The 15,101-nt window shown below is 53.3% G+C and carries 9 protein-coding genes; 8 read left to right on the top strand and 1 reads right to left on the bottom strand.

Annotated features, from left to right (window positions below; translation table 11 throughout):
* Positions 1 to 25 precede the first annotated feature (25 nt).
* From J4377_RS03780 to J4377_RS03815, 8 genes are all read left to right on the top strand, one after another.
* Positions 26 to 2,044: a heme lyase CcmF/NrfE family subunit gene (locus J4377_RS03780; protein ID WP_301271691.1), complete on the top strand. Its 2,019-nt coding sequence runs from the start codon at positions 26 to 28 to the stop codon at positions 2,042 to 2,044.
* The gene (locus J4377_RS03785; RefSeq protein ID WP_038481718.1) at positions 2,041 to 2,568 is read left to right on the top strand and encodes a DsbE family thiol:disulfide interchange protein; all 528 of its coding nucleotides are present in this window, start codon (positions 2,041 to 2,043) and stop codon (positions 2,566 to 2,568) included. Before J4377_RS03780 ends, J4377_RS03785 begins: the two co-directional genes overlap by 4 nt.
* Positions 2,559 to 3,029, top strand: a complete 471-nt coding sequence (locus tag J4377_RS03790) for a cytochrome c-type biogenesis protein (protein WP_038481721.1) — start codon at positions 2,559 to 2,561, stop codon at positions 3,027 to 3,029. Before J4377_RS03785 ends, J4377_RS03790 begins: the two co-directional genes overlap by 10 nt.
* Positions 3,026 to 4,273 carry a c-type cytochrome biogenesis protein CcmI gene (ccmI, locus tag J4377_RS03795; RefSeq protein ID WP_198348584.1) on the top strand — a complete coding sequence of 416 codons (1,248 nt, stop codon included), beginning with the start codon at positions 3,026 to 3,028 and terminating at the stop codon, positions 4,271 to 4,273. Before J4377_RS03790 ends, ccmI begins: the two co-directional genes overlap by 4 nt.
* A gap of 33 nt (positions 4,274 to 4,306) precedes the next feature.
* Positions 4,307 to 7,798 carry a chromosome segregation protein SMC gene (smc, locus tag J4377_RS03800; RefSeq protein WP_253486855.1) on the top strand — a complete coding sequence of 1,164 codons (3,492 nt, stop codon included), beginning with the start codon at positions 4,307 to 4,309 and terminating at the stop codon, positions 7,796 to 7,798.
* A 931-nt stretch (positions 7,799 to 8,729) separates the two neighbouring features.
* Positions 8,730 to 10,649 (top strand): cell division protein ZipA, encoded by a 1,920-nt coding sequence (gene zipA, locus J4377_RS03805; protein WP_095602639.1) that lies wholly within the window; start codon positions 8,730 to 8,732, stop codon positions 10,647 to 10,649.
* 89 nt (positions 10,650 to 10,738) lie between these two features.
* Entirely contained in the window at positions 10,739 to 12,802 is a 2,064-nt protein-coding gene (ligA, locus tag J4377_RS03810; protein WP_038481733.1) for an NAD-dependent DNA ligase LigA, read from the top strand.
* The gene (locus tag J4377_RS03815) at positions 12,799 to 13,071 is read left to right on the top strand and encodes a YheU family protein (RefSeq protein WP_038481736.1); all 273 of its coding nucleotides are present in this window, start codon (positions 12,799 to 12,801) and stop codon (positions 13,069 to 13,071) included. The genes ligA and J4377_RS03815 overlap by 4 nt, the downstream gene beginning before the upstream one ends.
* Here the strand turns inward: J4377_RS03815 and mnmC are convergent.
* On the bottom strand, positions 13,065 to 15,077 hold the full coding sequence (gene mnmC, locus J4377_RS03820) for a bifunctional tRNA (5-methylaminomethyl-2-thiouridine)(34)-methyltransferase MnmD/FAD-dependent 5-carboxymethylaminomethyl-2-thiouridine(34) oxidoreductase MnmC (protein ID WP_253486857.1): 2,013 nt from the start codon (positions 15,075 to 15,077) through the stop codon (positions 13,065 to 13,067). The genes J4377_RS03815 and mnmC overlap by 7 nt on opposite strands.
* Positions 15,078 to 15,101: the final 24 nt, after the last annotated feature.

A 15,101-nucleotide genomic window follows, 5' to 3' on the forward strand; every position in this document is an offset into this window, starting at 1 on the left:
TGCCCACTGCTAATTCGGAGCGCGCATGTTCATCAAAATGATTCCTGAAATCGGCCACTTTGCTCTGGTCATTGCCCTTTTAATGGCCGTGATACAAGCTGTGATGCCGCTGGCGGGGGCAGCTACTCGGCGTCCACTATGGATGGCTTATGGCAAGCCCATGGCAACAGGGCAGTTCTTCTTTATTGCCATTGCCTATTTGTGCCTAACGGCCAGTTACCTGCTGGATGACTTCAGCGTTGCTAACGTCGCCAACAATTCTAACTCGCTACTGCCCTGGTACTACAAGTTTAGTGCCGTGTGGGGAAATCATGAAGGCTCGGTCTTATTGTGGAGCTTAATGCTGGCTGGTTGGGGGTATGCCGCTTCGGTATTTTCCGGTGATTTGCCTCGCGATATGGTAGCGCGAGTGCAAGGCGTCATGGGGATGGTCTGCGTTGGCTTCCTACTATTTATCTTGATGACCTCCAATCCATTTGAGCGGCTACTGCCGAATATGCCTCAAGACGGGGCTGATCTTAATCCACTGCTGCAGGACTTCGGGTTGGTTGTGCATCCCCCGATGCTGTATATGGGGTATGTCGGTTTCTCGGTGGTATTTGCATTTGCCATTGCTGCGTTGCTAGGTGGGCGTTTAGACGCTGCCTGGACCCGTTGGGCACGTCCCTGGACTAATGTGGCCTGGGCATTTCTAACCGTAGGCATCGCGCTAGGTAGTTGGTGGGCTTATTACGAGCTGGGCTGGGGCGGCTGGTGGTTCTGGGATCCGGTTGAAAACGCCTCACTGCTGCCCTGGCTAACAGGAACGGCGCTGGTACACTCGTTGGCGGTCACTGAAAAGCGCGGTTCGTTTAAAAGCTGGACAGTACTGCTGGCTATTTCAACCTTCTCGCTGTCGTTAATGGGCACGTTTCTGGTGCGCTCAGGCGTCCTGACCTCAGTGCACGCGTTTGCTAACGACCCTTCCCGCGGCTTCTTTATCTTAATGCTGTTGGCGATTACCGTAACGCTTTCGCTGCTGGTATTTGCGCTGCGCGCGCCCCGTGTGAGCCACAAAGTCGGCTTTAATTGGTTATCCCGTGATTCGTTGTTGCTGGTCAATAATATTCTACTGGTCATTATGACGGTCACCGTACTGTTAGGGACGGTCTACCCGCTAATTTTGGACTCCCTTGGGTTAGGTAAAATCAGCGTAGGGCCTCCGTACTTTAATGCACTTTTTGTACCGCTAACGGTGGTGATGTGCATGTTTATGGGACTTGGTCCGATCGCTCGCTGGAAAAGCATGAATGCCAGTGAACTGTGGCGTAAGCTTTGGCTGTCAGGCGCTGCTGCGCTGGTCCTGGGAAGTGCTATGCCGTTGCTATATGGCGGCGAATGGAATCTGTGGGTCTCTTTAGGCATTATTTCGGCGCTCTGGATCGTACTGCCTATCGTGCGTGACATGCTCGATAAAGTCCGCCATGCCAGCTCCTTTTTGGCTGGGCTGCGCAAGCTGTCGTTAGCGTATTGGGGCATGGTGCTTGGTCATGTGGGCATTGCGGTTACCATTGTTGGCGTGGCGGTTGTTTCCAATTACAACATCGAACGCAACGTGCGGATGTCACCGGGCACGACTGTTGAAGTGGCGGGGTATCAATTCACCATGACGGAACTGACCAATCGCCGCGGCCCGAACTTCCTGGCGGACACGTCCATCATTCAAGTGCAGCGCGGCGACTCCGGACGCAGTTTTGTGATGCGCCCAGAAAAGCGCCTCTATCTCGCTACCAGAATGCCCATGACCCAGGTGGCGCTTCGTCCCGGGCTTTTCCGCGACCTCTATGTCGCCATGGGGGAAGACCTTGGCGATGGTAGCTACGCGATGCGTGTTCAATACAAACCGTTTGTACGCTGGTTATGGCTCGGTGGGTTGTTGATGGCTTTCGGTGGCATTCTGGCGATAGTTGATAAGCGGTACCGTCGTGTCGTATCGCGCAAAGCGCCTGCTAGCCCGGCTTCTGCAACGTCTGAGCCTGCAACGTCGAAGGAAGCTATGGTATGACACGTCGTCTATTGCTTTTACTACTACCGATTGGCTTTCTGGGGATTGCCTTATTCCTTTATCAAGGGCTAGGGCGCGACCCTTCGCACCGCGACTCGGCGCTAATGGCCAGGCAGTTTCCTACGTTTGAAGCCACGACACTGCGCGATGAAAATCGCCAAGTTGATCAAACCCTGTTAACTGGCGATGTCACCCTGGTAAATGTATGGGGCGAATGGTGCCCCGCTTGTAAGCAGGAAATGCCGCAGTTGCTGGAGTTGGCTGATCAGGGCATTCGCATGGTCGGCATTAACTATCGAGATACTCGCGAAAAAGGGCTGGAGTTCTTGAGCGAGTTTGGTGATCCCTTCGAAGTTAATGTGTTTGATCCAGACGGTAGCCTTGGCTTTGATCTGGGGGTTTACGGTGCACCGGAAACCTTCTTGGTTGATGCTGACGGTGTCATTCGCTACCACCACAAAGGTTACGTGTCGCCGGAAGACGTTCGTGAACGCATTCTGCCGGAGGTGGAAAAATGGCGCTAATACGCTTAATGCTTACCGTCGCGCTGCTGACACTGACTAGCGGCGCGTTGGCCGGCGGTATTGAGATACGTGAGTTCGACGATCCTGTTATGGAGCAGCGTTACCATGATCTCACTGCCTCGATGCGCTGCCCTTTATGTGAGAACCAAGCAATCGATGATTCTGATGCGCCAATTTCCGCTGATATGCGTGAGCGTGTCTATCAATTGCTCCAGGATGGTCAATCGGATATCGAGATTGTTAACCATATGGTGCAGCGGTTTGGAGAGTACATTCTCTATAACCCGCGTTTAGAAAACCGTACTTACCTGTTGTGGGGATTACCGATAGGGTTAGTGCTGCTCGGTGTAGTGGTCGTCGTGATGATGGTTCGCGCTCGTCGTAATGCCTCAGCGAAAGCGCTTAGCGCCGAAGAACGTGCCCGCCTGGATGCCCTGATTAACCGCGAGAGGTCTTCATGACACCGCTGTGGATTGCGATTGCTTTACTATTACTCCCCGCGCTTTGGTTATTGATAGCGCCGATGCGCGATGCCCGCACGCTACGCGACAAGCTAGATCACTTCGAAGCTAACGATACCGCTGATGAGCAAAACGTGGCGATTTTTAAGCGTCGTTTGGCCTCGTTGGAAGCTGCTCACGAACGTGGCGATATGGATGAGGAGCGGTTTAAAGAAGACCGTCTGGAGCTAGAGCGTAGCCTGTTGGAAGACACTGCCAGCCGTACTAAGCGTCCCTTAAAAACGGCGACGGCGGGCAGGCTTGCTATTCCCTTGGTTATGGTAGCCGTGGTGGGGGCGAGTACGTTTTGGTATCAGCAAAACGGCGCGGAAGGCGATTTAACGCTTTACGCTATTCAGCAAGAAGTGCAAAACGATCCCGATGGCTCACTGGCCATGTATTTAGAACGCATGGAAGCAGAAGCCGAGCGTCAGCCGAATAACCCCAATGTGTGGAGTTCACTGTTTCCGCTTTACCGTGAAACTGGTCAGTCCGACAAGGCTGTCGATGCGTTAGAGCGGTTGATTGCTATTGAAGGGCGGATTCCTCCGCTGTTAGCGCAACTTGCTCAACTGCGCTTTTTTATGGCGGAACGCGAACTGACTCCCGAAGTACAGTCGCTAGTGGATGAGACGCTAGCGCAAGACCCACGCCAGCCCACAGTGCTCGGTTTGCTTGGTATCCATGCGTTTGATAATGGGGACTATGAAACAGCGATTGACCGCTGGCGTCGTGCTGTCGCAAACATAGAAGATCCCGAAACGGCATCTTCCTTGCGCGAAGGTATTCGCGTTGCTCAAGAGCGTTTAGGGGTAGAGCCTGAAGCAGCGGCGGTTGAGGCCGCCCAAAGCCAGGGCGTGCGTGTGACTGTCTCATTAGACGAAGCACTGATGGATAACGTCAGTGACGATGCTAGCGTGTTTATCACTGCTCGAGACATGAAAGGCGAGCTGCCGCCGTTGGCTGTTATTCGTGCCCAAGTGTCAGAGCTTCCCATGACTGTTGTGCTGGATGACAACGCGGCTATGTCACCCCAAGCGCAAATCTCCCAGGTGCGCGAAGCACGCTTAGTTGTTCGCGTTTCGCAATCTGGTCAGGCAACCCCTCAGCCTGGTGATCTGTTTGGTGATCTGGAGAGCGTAAGCGTTGGACCTATTAGTGAGGATGATGCGGCAAATGTTGTTATTGACCGCGTTTTTGAATAACGTCCACGCAAACAACCGCAGCTAAGGGTCGTAATGCGCTTAACCTCTATTCGTCTTGTTGGGTTCAAGTCTTTTGTCGATCCAGTAACGGTGCCCTTCGATGGCAATATGACCGCCATCGTTGGGCCAAACGGTTGTGGCAAATCTAATATCATCGATGCGGTGCGCTGGGTAATGGGGGAATCCTCAGCTAAAACCCTGCGCGGTGAATCGATGGCCGATGTTATCTTCAACGGCTCCACCGGTCGTAAGCCGATCAGCCAAGCCTCTATCGAGCTCAAGTTCGATAACCGCGATGGAGGCATGGGGGGCGTTTACGCGCAGTACTCAGAAATTGCGGTAAAGCGCTTAGTCACCCGCGACGGCCAATCCAATTACTTCTTTAATGGTCAAAAGTGTCGTCGGCGAGATATCGCTGATCTGTTTATGGGCACTGGTTTAGGCCCGCGTTCTTACGCCATTATCGGCCAGGGGATGATTTCACGGCTAATCGAAGCACGCCCCGATGACCTGCGTGCCACGCTGGAAGAGGCCGCGGGTATTTCAAAATATAAAGAGCGCCGCCGAGAAACCGAAAACCGTATGCGCCGCACCCAGGAGAATTTGGAACGCCTGGATGATATCCGTGAAGAGTTGGACAAACAGCTCGAACGCCTTAAGCGTCAGGCAGAAGCAGCCAAGCGCTACCAAGAGTTAAAGCAGCAGGAGTACCGGCTAAAAGGTGAGCTGGCGTTAGTACGCGGACGCGCATTGCGTGCTGAGCAATCTCACCAAGAAAGCCGAGTGCGCGAGCTGGAAATTGCGGTTGAGAAAGACGTATTTGGCGTACGTCAGTGTGAAACGCGCCTGGAACAAGCGCGTGAACAGCACGATGAACTTGCCGATGTGCTAGAACGCCACCAGCAACAGTTCTTTGAAACCACCACCCGTATTGCCCGCCTGGAGCAGGATCAAGCGCACCGCCGCAGTCGTGAAGCTCAATTGGCGAGCGATATAGCAACGGCGCGCCGCGACCTTGATGAGCAGCGCCGAGTCAGCGAAGGCGATCAAGAGCGACTTGTCGCGATAGAGGCTCGTTTAGAGGATTTGCTTCCAGAGCATGAAGCCCTTGAAGAGCAGCTAGAGACGCTTGAGCAAACCTTAGCGGATGCGACCCCCGCTCTTGAAGCTGCCGAACAGCAGTGGGCCGATGCAGAAAATCACTGGCGCGATGCTAGTCGGGAAGCGGACCGTAGCCAAGACCAATTACGCGATTTAGAGCAGCGTATTGCGCGCATGCAGGCGGAGAACCAGCGCCGCCGTCAGCAGCGTGGCGAACTTGCCGATGTCACTGAACTGCGCAATGAACACGCCGAATGCCAAGCCCAGCGGGAAGAGGCTGAGCAGCGTGCTGAAGCCTTTCAAACCGAACGTGACCATTGGCAGCAGCGCTATAGCGATGCCAAAGCCGCTTATCAGCAGGCCACCCAGGCGCGAGATCAGCAGCGTGCTGAACTAAGTCAACATCAAGGCGAACTCGCGTCATTGAAGGCGTTAATTGATGCCGCCTTAGCTGATCACGACCCAGATCTGAGCGATGCATTAGTGGCTCACGGCTTAGCCGATGCGCCACGTCTTGGTGAAGCGATTAGTGTTGCATCTGGCTGGGAGCGAGTGATTTCCTGGCTGCTTGCGCCGTGGTTAAACGCCCGTTTAGTGTCAGCGAACCAGCTAAACGCGCTGCCTAATGCCCTAGCCACTGATTGGTGCTTAATCGACCAGGCTGAGCGGCCAGCGACATCCGCGCAGCGCTTGGATTCTCTGGTGTCTGGGGCAGGTGCGTTAGGCGAATGGTTAGCGAGTATTCACTTCGCAGAAACGAACGAAGATGCTGAGACGCTACTAGGTAATTTGGCGCCTGGAGAGAGTGTTGTCAGCCGCGAAGGCGTATGGCGTGGACGCGGCTGGTTGCATCAACAGGCCAATGGTGAAGGTGTTGATGCACTGTTGGTGACACGCCGTCGGTTTGACGAATTAGACGCCCGTCTTACACAGGATGAAGACGCGTTAGCGTTGCTGGATGAGCAGTGCGAAGCCGCTAGCGAAGCCATTGAAGTGCTAGAGCAAACCCGTGAGCAGCAGGCTGAGCAAGAGCGTGCCCACGCCGCTTCGCTCCAACAGCTTGCGGTGAAAGAGCAGCGACTAGCTCAGCGCCTAGAACATTTAGAGAGCCGCGCCACTGAGTTGGATGATGAGCTCGCCCAACTACAAGAGGATGAGGCGGAGTTAACGCTCACTTTAGAAGAGCAGCGCGCGCGCTGGCATGCAGCGATGGAGCAGTTAGAAGCTGCTGCCGAAGCCCGTGAAACCAGTGCTGAACAGCGTAGTCGCCAACGTGAGCAGCGTGACCAGTTAAATCAACAACATGCTCCCATGAAGGCGCGTCAGCAGGCATTGGCGCTAGAGCGAGAGCGATTAAATGCTGAGCGGGATAGCCTGCGAGCCCAACAAAGTCGTAGTAGCGATAGTGAAGAGCGCCTTTCGCTGCGTATTGCTGAGTTAGAAGAGTCACGGGAAATGCTGGTAGAGCCAAACGAACTGGCTGCTGAAGAATTAGAGGAGTTGCTACACCAGCGCGAGCAGCAGGAGCGGCGTCTTAATGATACCCGCCAGCAAGCTCAGGCATTGGCAGAGCAACTGCGCAACGACGAGCTGGCTCGCCAGCAGCACGAGCGCAACTTGGAACAGAGTCGTGAACAGTTACAACAGCGGCGTATGGATGTACAAGCGCTGGCGCTGAAAGCGGCAACCCAAGATGAACAATTAGCTGAGCTAGGCCATGATCCCGATGCTTTAGTAGAGCACTTGCCTAGCGACGCCAGTGAAACTGCTTGGCAGGAGCGGTTGGAAAACACCACAGATAAGATTCGCCGTTTAGGCGCCATTAACCTTGCCGCGATCGAAGAGTACGATCAGCAAGCTGAACGGCGTAACTACTTGGAAGCTCAGCATGCTGAGCTTACGGAAGCATTGGAAACGTTAGAGCGGGCGATTAAACGCATCGATCAGGAAACTCGCGTTCGCTTTCGAGAAACATTTGACCAGGTTAATACGGGTCTACAAACGCTATTTCCACGGGTTTTCGGTGGGGGAGCTGCTTGGCTAACCCTCACCGGGGATGATTTGCTGGAAACCGGTGTGGCAATTATGGCGCGGCCGCCTGGTAAGAAAAACAGCACTATTCACCTACTCTCAGGGGGAGAAAAGGCGCTAACAGCACTGTCGCTGGTTTTCGCAATTTTCCAGTTGAACCCTGCGCCTTTCTGCATGTTGGACGAAGTCGATGCGCCGCTGGATGATGCCAACGTAGGGCGCTACGCCAAACTTGTTAAAGAAATGTCTGAAAGCGTTCAGTTTATCTATATCACCCATAACAAAATTGCTATGGAGGCTGCTGAGCGCTTGATGGGTGTCACCATGCAGGAGCCTGGTGTGTCTAGGCTTGTTTCGGTAGGGATTGATGAGGCTGCAGCACTGGTTGACTAAGTGCTTTCTCAGCAAATTTGACGCCTTCAATGGTGGTGAACTAAACGAGTTTTCACCCATTAAAAGCCTCGGGAAATATGCAAAAATCGCGGTAGAGCAAGCCTATGACGGGTTGTGTGCTGAACCGATAGTGAGTCTTTCTGCTTTTGCTTAGCTATCCCAGATTAGGTTCATTAGTGGCTATTGATAGCGTTTATTTCTTCATTTTTTTATTATAAAATTCCTTTTTTATCAATGATTTATATTTATTCTAGGTTTCTGATTAACTGCTTTGATCATGGGCGCTGAGGGCTGCTCCTGCTAAAGCGTATCGTGCAGTTAAGCATGTTCATCTATCTAAAATTGACAAATCTGAAATGTGAACTTTCATTACCTTTGTATAGCGTTAGTTAAGGGTTTAAAACATATATGCTATGATTTCATTAGCTATTAAATACTATTCGCTACGACGGAATTTTTGGTGACGTAGGTTTGTAATAGATAGGTTTGTAATAGATATGTTTGTAATAGATATGTTTGTAATAGATAGGTTTGTAACAGAATAGCTTTTGATCGAACAGCAGTTGGCTGGGCAATTTGGCAGAAGAGCAGTGGCGTTTCGTTACGTAAGTTTGAATGTGGGCTTGTCATGTTACGGTGTGAGAAGGCGAGCCAAGGGAGCGAAATTTCTCCCTATAGAAAGCAGACGATGATGTGACGATGTGTCCTGTCGGGATAAATTAGCGCTAAAATGGCACTTTTCTTGGTTGATATAGTCAAAGATTTGGCCTAAAACCACCTTGTAGGAGTGTTAAAGCTTGAAAATCTGCAAAAAGTGGCCCTTTTCGTAGCAACCGCGCTATGCTTGATGATAATTAGCTAATTTCGGATATGTTACGTCATTAGGCATTGCGCCTTTGCAACCGGTATATTGACCCATGGAATGCTCGACATGGAATTAAGAGAGTGGTTAATCATTCTAGGACTGGCACTGGTTTCGCTCATCGTAGTTGACGGTGTGCGAAGGCTTCAGCGCCAACGCCGTGTGCCCCGTCTGGATCAAGCAGTTAAAGACTTGCCAGCCGCTAAATTCGAAGAATTTAATGATGAAGTCAAAGAAGCGGAAATAAACTGGGAACTGCCTAACGGTGGTGCCCGGGTCGTCAAGCCTGCTGACTACAGCAACCTTGGTCAAAAACCTAAGTTGGAACGCCAAGAGCACCCAGGGCCTTCCAAAGTACTGTCTGATTTTCGCCGTTCTTTTTCCAACTCTGCCAGTTCGGCCAAGTCAAAAGCCAATGCACATTTTTCGTGGTCTCGTAAAAATGAGCCTCGAAAACATGAACAGTCTTCTGCTGTCGGGCATCCCACGTCGACGAGCTATACATCCGTTCAGCCAGATACTGCTTCAGCCGAGCACACGTTAGGCATGTCTGCAATTCCTGAACCCGAGCGCCGGGAGCCTAGCATATTTATGGCTGATGAGAATCCCAGCAATACAGTTAGCAATGAAACTCAGCACACAGACGCTACTCACCAAATGACGAGTAGCAAGCCTGCCTCTACAACTGAAGCCCGTCGCCCTGGCAGCCACGATTCACAGTCAGTACCTGAACCCACCGAGCATTACGAGTCAGGCGTTAGCGGTCAGCAAGTTGATGTTGAGAAAGAACAGCCAACGGCTCAACACGAAGAAGCTGCTAATCTTGAAGCTAACAGCCGCCTAGAGGCGGTATCAGTTGGAACTGATGAACAAATTGCATCAACCGTAAAGGCTTCAATCGAAAAAGCGTCAGAAGAACCCAGTGCTGCAGCTGAGCCGACTGCAGAAGCAGAGCCGACGCTAAGAGTTGAACCTGAAGATGCAGTACAACATGCAGCTGACACGCCCAGGCGGCGTCAATTGCGTTCTGATACCGCCGGTGGAGACAGAGAGCTAGATGACGATGAGGTTGATGAATACCGCTTGGTCGACTTCGAAGGCATTGGGCGTTCCTTTAAACGTCGCTTGATTGAGCGTCGTAAAGAGAAAGAGCGTAAGAAAGCAGAGAAGGCGAAACGTGCGGAAGCACTAGCCAAGCAAAAAGCAGAACGTAAAGCACTTGAAGCCGAGCGTAAAGCGCTTGAGGCGCAGCAGCGCCGTGAAGCAAAAGAGGCAGCCGACGCTGAAAAAGCGCGTATTGCTCAAGAGCAAGCCGAAGCGCGTGAGGCCGCTGCAATGACCGCTGCCGCGGAGCGAGAGGCTGCGCAATATAATGAGCCGACGATTTCTGCGCACGATGAGAGTTATCACGATGTTGATGACTACGATGATTATGTGCCTGAAACGGGACATAGGGATAACGTTGTACGTACACACCCCACGTTAGAAAAAGCGTTACGCCACGATGTTAATAGTGAGCGGGCTAGAGATGCGCTCACCGACGCTTCTGAAATGGTCGTGATCAGTGTGCTTTCGCGGGAGCCTGAAGGTTTTGATGGCGGTAAATTGCTTGAGCTAATCATGGCCTGCGGTCTTCGATATAGCCGTGAAATGGGTGTCTTTCACCGTTTTGAAACAGAAAGCTTCGATAGCGAACTGCAATTTTCAATGGTGAATGTACTTAAGCCTGGTACGTTCCCCATTGAAGAAATGGATGAGTTTGTGACCCCTGGTATTACGTTCCTGATGCCGCTGCCCGGCGCTGAAGATAGTTCAGCAGCGTTTGAAGCGATGGTCGAAACGGCGATGGTTGTCGTACGCCATATGGGCGGTGAGCTTAAAGATGAAAACCGTAGCGTAATGACGGCGCAAACCATTGAGTTTGCAAGGCAGCGCGTTCATGACTTTGAACGTCGCCATCGCTTGCATCGCCAACTGCAAGCGCGTTAAGCGTCGCGTTTCGTTAACACCCGCCTTCCCAAAGAAGGCGGGTGTTTTTGTTACTAAACACCTGTTTTTTTGTATGCCGGAACATCTGAATGAGTCAGCCTGAGAAAAAACTTCTGGAAGAGATTAGCCAACTGCGCGCCGATCTTGATGATGCAAACTACCGCTACTATATATTAGATGAGCCTAAGCTGACCGACGCAGATTACGACCGCAAACTGCAGCGGTTGAAGCAATTGGAGTCCGAATACCCCGATTTAGTCTCACCGGATTCCCCTACCCAGCGGGTAGGGGCCGCGCCAGCGGAAGGGTTCCCTGAAGTTGCTCATGCGATTCCCATGCTCTCCTTGGATAACGCATTTAGCCGTGATGATATTACCGCCTTTGCTGAGCGTGTCGCTGAACGTTTGGAGTGTCAGGCGAGTAGCGTTGAGTTTAGCTGTGAGCCAAAGCTCGACGGTGCTGCAGTCTCTTTAGTGTACGAGCAGGGCGTATTGGTTAGTGGCGCAACCCGTGGCGATGGCCGTACCGGAGAAGGCATTACATCGAATTTGCGCACCTTGCGGTCTGTTCCGTTAAAGCTAATGGGCGACAACATTCCAGCGTTATTAGAAGTACGCGGCGAAGTCATTATGCGCCACGCGGGCTTTGAAGCGCTCAATGATCGAGCTAGAGAAGAAGGCAGCAAGGTATTTGCTAACCCGCGTAATGCGGCGGCTGGCAGCCTACGACAGCTCGATCCGCGGGTTACCGCAACGCGCCCATTAGAGTTTCATGCTTATCAAGTTGCCCGGCTCGATATGACGAACCTTGGCGACGGCGCACTTAGCAGTAGCCCAATGACAACTCATAGTCAGCAAATGGCAAGGCTCAAAGCATGGGGCTTTCGCTCAAGCACGGAGCTTCGAACTGTCAATGGCCCTGAGCTGGTGGCTGATTACTGCGAGCAATTGGGTGAAAAGCGAGACCAATTGGGTTACGACATCGATGGCGTCGTGATTAAAGTAAACGATCTGCGCCACCAGCGAGAGCTTGGCTTTGTGGCACGGGCGCCACGCTGGGCGGTAGCATTTAAATTTCCTGCTCAGGAAGAAGTCACGACCCTTAACGATGTAGAGTTTCAGGTAGGCCGTACTGGCGCGATTACCCCAGTTGCTAGGCTAGAGCCTGTCACCGTTGCTGGTGTGACGGTATCAAACGCTACGCTGCATAACGCAGATGAGATCACCCGCTTAGGTGTGATGATTGGTGATACGGTGGCCATTCGTCGGGCAGGCGACGTGATTCCCCAAGTGGTACGAGTGGATATCGACAAGCGTCCTGCCCAGGCGCGCGTGATTACCTTTCCCGAGCACTGCCCGGTGTGTGGTTCGGATATTGAACGGCTGGAAGGCGAGGCGGTCGCTCGTTGCTCAGGCGGGCTTTATTGTGCCGCGCAGCGTAAAGAGGCGCTGAAGCATTTCGCCAGCCGTAAAGCGCTAGATGTCGATGGGCTGGGTGAGAAGCTGATTGAGCAGTTGGTGGACCTGGACTGGGTGAAAACGCCAGCAGACTTATTTCATCTCACAGCTGAGCAGCTTCAGACGCTGCCACGCATGGGGGAAAAGTCCTCGACCAACTTGGTAAATGCCCTGGATAAGGCTAAGCACACCACGTTGGCTCGTTTTATTTACGCCTTGGGTATTCGCGAAGTAGGCGAAGCCACAGCGGCAAATTTAGCCAGCTACTTCGGTACACTTCAGGCCTTGCAAGAAGCTGATCAAGCGGCGCTGGAAGCGGTGAATGATGTTGGTCCGATTGTCGCCGCCCATGTTCACACTTTTTTCCGTCAACCCCATAATCTGGCAACGCTGAAAGCACTGCTTGATGCTGGCATCACGTGGCAAGAGAGTGAAGTGACGCAAGGCCCGACGCCCTTAGAGGGACAGACCTGGGTGCTTACCGGCACGATGGACACCATGACCCGCGATGAAGGTAAGGCGCGGCTGCAAGCGCTAGGCGCTAAAGTGGCGGGTAGTGTTTCCAAGAAAACCACCTGCTTGGTAGCGGGCGAGGCCGCAGGCAGTAAATTAACCAAAGCAGAGCAACTGGGCGTTGAAGTGATCGATGAAGCCACCTTTATTGAGCGTCTAGCTGCCTGGGAGCAGAGTGAATGAGCCGTTTTATTGAAGTGCCAGCACGCATGCTGCCGCCGGAAACGCTGGATGCTTTGCTTGAAGCATTTGTGACACGCCAAGGATACGATACAACCGATACCGGCGCAGGTATGAGCGGCTGGGTAGTCGAGCTTAAACAGCAGCTTGAGCGTCACGAGCTGATTATTGCTCACGATCTTGAGTTAGAAATGACCGAGGTGATGACTCTCGCCCAATGGCGCTCCTTTGGGCGAGATCTTGCCGATGATGAGGAAGAGGGCGATTACTGAGCGCGTACTAGCGCACTGATAATCCGTCGCCCAGGGTGCAAGTGATCCACTAACGATAGCTCTAGCGGCATCGGCTCATCACACATTCGCGAGGCAATGATTTCGGCGCAGAGCGGAGCGCTGGAAAGGCCCCTAGAGCCGTGCGCGCTAGATATCCACAGCCCTGAATGGTGCTCTCCTAGGGTATCTGGCACGTTCGAAGCATCTTTTTGCAGCACCGCGTAATCCTGCTGCCATGCGTCGGCATTGGGCACAGGCCCCGCGTAGGGGCTTTTGTCAGGGCTGGCTGCCCTTACCGCAGCACGACCTGCTAGCGTGTCGGGGCTTAGCGTTACGCCCGCCGTTTCAAGGGTGGCGACCCATTCAGGCAGTGTTTGGCGTAGTTCATCAATATTGCGCTGATGGTCTGCTGTCGTAACGTCGTTCGTGGCGTTATTAGGCACAAAGCTGGCTCCAAACGTCAGTACGCCCTCCACTGGCGGCGACACATAGCCACCAGCGCATACCACACGTTGCGGGCCTTGAACTCCCTCGGGCAGCTTCACTTCACTCACCTGGCCGCGAACCTGCTGTAGCGGTAGCGCTGCAGTTTGTTCAAAGCGGTTAGCCAGAGACGCATTGGCTACCACAGCGTGATCAGCGGTCAGCGTTTCTCCGTTGGCCAACACGATCTGCCAAGCTTTACCGTCGGGCTGAAGGGTTGTTACTTCCCCCTGGTGCAAGGTGATATTCGCGTGCTGTAGTAGCTGTTCGCAGAGTAATTTGGGGCGCACCCAGCCTGCCTGGGGATAAAACAGTCCGTGACTCGCTGTGATCGGAACACCCACCAGCTCGCCAAGCGTCTCGGTTTGAGCGGACACCACCGCTTCTGGCAGCGGGTGGCGTGCCATAAAGCGCTGTTGGCGAACGGCCTCCTTGTCGCTTAACGCCAGTTGTACCACGCCACATGGTTGCCACAGCGGCGCTTCCCGTGGTGTTGCTGAAGCCCGCTGGCTAAGCCAGCGCTGGCTGTAGAGAAGGCCTGATAAATAGAACCGGCTCTGGTTGTTCGTTTCCGCAGCTAATTTTACATACAGCGCTCCCTGACGATTACCGGAGCCACCGGCACCAGGGGTATCGCGTTCAATGACCGTTACCTGAACCCCACGCTTGGCTAACGCTGCGGCCACGCTGCAACCGGCCATGCCTGCTCCAATGACGGCCACATGGTTAGCTGGCCTTGCCGCAGGCGGCGTGAACCATGGTGTTGACTGGCGGCGATTGTCTTTGGGCGGTGCGTCGATATAGCCTGCTAACATTTCCCGCTTGCGCCCAAACCCAGGCACCTTCTGCCAGTTAAACCCTGCTGCTTTTAACCCTCGTTTAACGACGCCGGCACAGGTAAACGTGGCAAATGTTGCCCCAGGGCGAGAGCGTGCTGCCATGGCTTCGAACAGCTCAGGCTGCCACATTTCGGGGTTTTTAGCAGGAGCAAAGCCATCTAGGAACCATGCATCGACTTGACCGTCGAGTAGGTTCAGTCGTTCGGTGGTGTCGCCAAAGTGCAGATCGAGAGTCACTCGCTCGTTGAGATGAAGGCGGTGAATGCCGCTGACGGCTTCAGGCCATTGGGCGCATAGCACTTGTGCATAGTGTGCTAATGAAGGCCAGGCGCTTAGCGCGCGCTCAAGAGATACTCGGTCAAGCGGAAATTTCTCGGTGGATAACAGATGAAGACGTGCAGTACTCGGTGCGTGTTGTTCAAAACAGTCCCACGCGCACAGCATATTAAGCCCGGTGCCAAAGCCTGTTTCGCCAATCACAAAAGCGCGGCTGTGTCGCCAGTCCGCAAAGCGCTTAGGAAGGTGATTCGTCCCCAGAAAAACGTGCTCGGTTTCAGCCCGGCCATCTTCCCTGGAAAAATACACATCGTCGAAGGCCTCTGAATGGGGGGATGCCTCGTTCCAAGTGAGTAAAGGAGCCGTTAACGCCGCGAGCGGGGGCAGGGCAGTAGAGCGTTGAGTCACGCGGGTATCCCCGTACTGATGAAG

This window comes from Halomonas sp. XH26, from assembly GCF_024138895.1.
GTDB lineage: Bacteria > Pseudomonadota > Gammaproteobacteria > Pseudomonadales > Halomonadaceae > Vreelandella > Vreelandella alkaliphila.